The sequence below is a fragment of the Gracilimonas sp. genome, assembly GCF_035704785.1.
Classification (GTDB): Bacteria; Bacteroidota; Rhodothermia; order Balneolales; family Balneolaceae; genus Gracilimonas.
Window position 1 is genome coordinate 1 of record NZ_DASSWP010000217.1, and the last position, 3,241, is coordinate 3,241.

Consider the following 3,241-nt stretch of genomic DNA (forward strand, 5'->3'; position numbering starts at 1 on the left):
TTCAATGGATCTCAAATGAATCTACTAAACGGAGTTCAGCACAGAATACTTTAGTAGCACATACTACTTCTGAATTTGCTAAAAAGCATATCAATACCGACCGTGAGAAAGTTGAGGAACTGATCCTTGATCGGCTTACAACCATTATAGGCGGGTGGGCTTCACTTCCTGAATGGAAACAACTTCATTTTTGGAGATATAGCAGGGTCATTAATCCGCTTGCTCATGATTTCATGGAAATAAAAGGAAACGACACACCATTGGCTTTGGTTGGTGGTTATATGAATGGTAATACCGTTGAATCGGCATACTTGTCAGGATTGAAACTTGGAAAGCACTGGGTTGGACGATTCTCTGACTGATTCGGAAATAAAAACATCAAGCAAACGACCGGATAAGGTTTGGGCGCTCTAAAACAACTCAATAAATACCTCAAGAAGTATAAAGGCACAATGATACTTGGTGCCTTCTTTTTGACGGCCTCTAATTTCTTTCTTGTCTGGATTCCGGTATTGATTCGGCGTACGATGGATAAGGTACAAGAGATGGGCGAAGCCGGATTTGAAGTACCGCCAAATATTATTGAAACGCTTTTCTCTACTGAAGCTTCTAAAATATTAGCTACCAATTCACTGATATTGATCGGGACGGTTATTCTTTACGGTATTTTACTTTTTGCAACCCGGCAAACACTCATAGTTACTTCCCGAAAAGTTGAGTTTGATATCAGAAATGATATTGTAAAAAAACTGATGAATTTGCCACAACGTTACTTTGCTGAAAATTCATCAGGAGAAACCTATGTGCGTGCAACTGAAGACGTTGGAAAGGTTCGTGACTATTATGGGCCGGTTATTATGTACAGTATTAATACCGTGACCCGTGCCGGGTTTGTACTTACCATGATGTTTTTAGTGAATCCGGAGCTCACGTTTTGGGCCCTGCTCCCTTTACCCTTTATATCGTTTTTTGCCTATTGGATTACAGGATATATTCATAAACACTCTACTATCATTCAGGAACAATATTCTACGATGGCCGGTCGAGCCAAAGAAACGTTTTCTGCCATAAGGCTTATAAAGGCATACAATAGGATCGATCATGAACAACAGCTTTTTGAAAATGAAAGCGAGGACTATCGTAAAAAGAAACTTAGGCTGGATATGATCGAATCATTATTTCATCCTGCTCTAAATTTCCTGATCGGCCTGTCACTTTTGATCGTGGTATGGAAAGGAGGGGAGATGGTTATTGAAGGAATATTAACGGTCGGTAACATTGCAGAATTTTTGATCTATGTAGCCTATTTGACGTGGCCTGTCGCTGCACTTGGTTACACGACAAATCGTTTCCAGCGTTCACTTGCCTCCTGGAACAGGATTCAGGAGCTTATGGATGAACCCATTGAGATCAAAGACTCGGATGATAAGATTGATCAGGAAGTAAGTGGGCATCTTGAGTTTAAGAATGTTGGTTTTAAATATCCCGGAACAGATGAAATGGTTCTTAAAAACATCTCTTTTGAAATTAAGCCGGGTGAAAATATTGCTATTGTGGGGAGAACAGGAGCTGGAAAATCTACGTTGGTGCAATTAATTCCCCGTTTATTTGATCCCCTTGAAGGGGAAGTGGTATTGGATGGGGAGCGTTTAAAAGACTGGTCACTGTCCAAATTAAGAGAGGCTATAGGTTTTGTTCCTCAGGAAACCTTCTTATTTTCAGATACAATCGGTCAAAATATCGCTTTTGGAGTAGAGGATGCCTCAGAAGAACAGATAGAACTAGCAGCTGACAAAGCACAGGTTAAAGAGAATATTTTGGATTTTGAGAAAAAATTTAAGACTATACTTGGAGAGCGGGGTATAACCCTGTCAGGTGGACAAAAACAAAGGACAGCAATAGCAAGAGCGTTAATAAAAGACCCCAAAATTTTAATATTTGATGACTCACTGAGTGCCGTCGATACAAAAACAGAAGAGGCGATTTTAAAACATCTAAGACAAGAGCTTAGTGGCAGGACAACTATCATGATCAGTCATCGGATTTCCACAATTAAAGATGCAGATAAAATTTACTATTTAGAGGAAGGACAAATTGCAGAAACAGGTACACACGAAAACCTTTTGTCTAAAAATGGCAGATATACCGCCATGTATAACAAACAAATGTTAGAACAAGAATTGGCAGAAATATAAAATAAACACCGGGGCCACTTGTATGAAAGCAATGCCCCAAATAAAACATACCTTACGGGAGATAGAACAATGATTGTAGTACCTTTAGGAGTAGCATCGGCAACCCCAACCGCCGTGCGACATTTACCCTCAGTTGCCCTATGGAGAGAAGGAAGTGTATTTCTTTTCGATTGTGGCGAGAATGCACAAATGCGAATGCTTCAAGCAGGCATTAAACGATCAAAGATCGAAGCTATTTTTATATCTCATTTCGATGTGGATCATTATTCCGGTTTACTTGGATTGCTTGCAACTCTGCAGCTTCAGCGTAGAGAAAAACCATTAACAATAGCCGGGCCAAAAGGCATTAAAGATTTTGTAGAATGGAATCTGAAGTTTGCTGAAATCGATCCTGTCTATGATATCAACTTCCATGAAATTGAGAATGATATTGACGTAGATCGGGTGTTGGATGCTGATGAATATTATGTAGAGGCGCGTCCGCTAAAACACAATAAATTTTGTGTGGGATTCAGATTTCAGGAAAAAGACAGTCCCGGCAAAGTTGATGCTGATAAAGCAGAGAAAATGGGAATATCAAAAGACGCACAGTTCAAAGAACTTAAGGCTGGGAATGATGTTACCCTGGATGACGGCACTGTGGTTAAGTCCAACGACATAGTCGGCCACCCTCGTCCAGGAGACAGCTTCGCATATGTGACTGATACAGAATACACGCCAAATGCAGTAAAGCTGGCGATGAATACCAATATTTTATATCACGAAGCGACTTTTGGTAAAGACCTGGATGATAAAGCCGGTGAAACAGGCCATTCATCAACGGCAGACGCTGCACGTGTGGCTACTGAAGCTCAAACGAAGCTTTTAGTGATCGGACATTTTTCAGCGCGTTATACTAATGCCCATGACTTGCTTAAAGAAGCACGTGAAGGGTTTTATCCAGCCTGGTTAGCTAATGAACTTCGTCCGATCTTTACAGATCCTATGCACGAGCGGGGAATTATAACTCCTAAAGTTGAGATCACAGAACTGGATAAAAAATCCGG

The 3,241-nt window shown here is 40.6% G+C and carries 2 protein-coding genes and 1 pseudogene; all 3 read left to right on the forward strand.

Annotated features, from left to right (window positions below):
• Positions 1 to 362, forward strand: a pseudogene (locus VFM80_RS12450) (hypothetical protein); the annotation flags it as partial.
• Positions 363 to 401: 39 nt separating this feature from the next.
• Positions 402 to 2,195 carry an ABC transporter ATP-binding protein gene (locus tag VFM80_RS12455; protein WP_395072153.1) on the forward strand — a complete coding sequence of 598 codons (1,794 nt, stop codon included), beginning with the start codon at positions 402 to 404 and terminating at the stop codon, positions 2,193 to 2,195.
• A gap of 69 nt (positions 2,196 to 2,264) precedes the next feature.
• Positions 2,265 to 3,241, forward strand: a 977-nt coding sequence (gene rnz, locus VFM80_RS12460) for a ribonuclease Z (RefSeq protein WP_395072154.1), incomplete at its 3' end; no start/stop codon positions are given.